This is a genomic window from Vreelandella olivaria (assembly GCF_023507745.1).
GTDB classification, from domain to species: Bacteria; Pseudomonadota; Gammaproteobacteria; order Pseudomonadales; family Halomonadaceae; genus Vreelandella; species Vreelandella olivaria_A.
Window position 1 is genome coordinate 1 of the sequence record NZ_JALPZO010000105.1, and the last position, 509, is coordinate 509.

At 60.1% G+C, this 509-nt stretch carries 1 protein-coding gene; it reads right to left on the reverse strand.

The features are described 5' to 3' along the window. Window positions 1-108: 108 nt before the first annotated feature. On the reverse strand, window positions 109-509 hold a 401-nt coding region (locus tag HP566_RS08155; RefSeq protein ID WP_249976765.1), incomplete at its 5' end, for a hypothetical protein.

Sequence of the window (509 nt, forward strand, 5' to 3'; positions counted from 1 at the left end):
GCCGTTCCTTGCCAGCCGACCGTGGCCAGCAGGGTAACGGCCAGCAGGTTCAATAGTCGTGTCATGGGCGTGTCTCGTATTGCCGATCACCTTGGCCTGTCATGGGTTTCATACGCCGGTCAACACGTCCGCCACCCGCCACTGGCCGTCGCGAGACTGGTAGAACACCACCGGGAAGCTGGCATAGCGTTCGCTGCCGCTCGGTGGGTGCTCCCAGAGAATCGGAGTGGGTTGAATACGCACCAACCGCCCCTCGGCCATCAGCTCTACCTGATCCTGTTGCGGATCGTCGTTCCAGTGAAACGGCTGCAAAGTCGCGCCATTGGGACGAACTCGCTTGTATCTGGGTAATCCCAGGCTGGTATTTTCGATAAACTCCCGTGCGGAATCATGCTCCGTGAGCATATATGCCGTGCGCGCCCACACCGGCTCCAGTTCACGGAAGATCGCCTCCGTATCGTCACGCTCGATCAGCCCATGGATATGGCGGTACGCCTCACGCAGTTCCC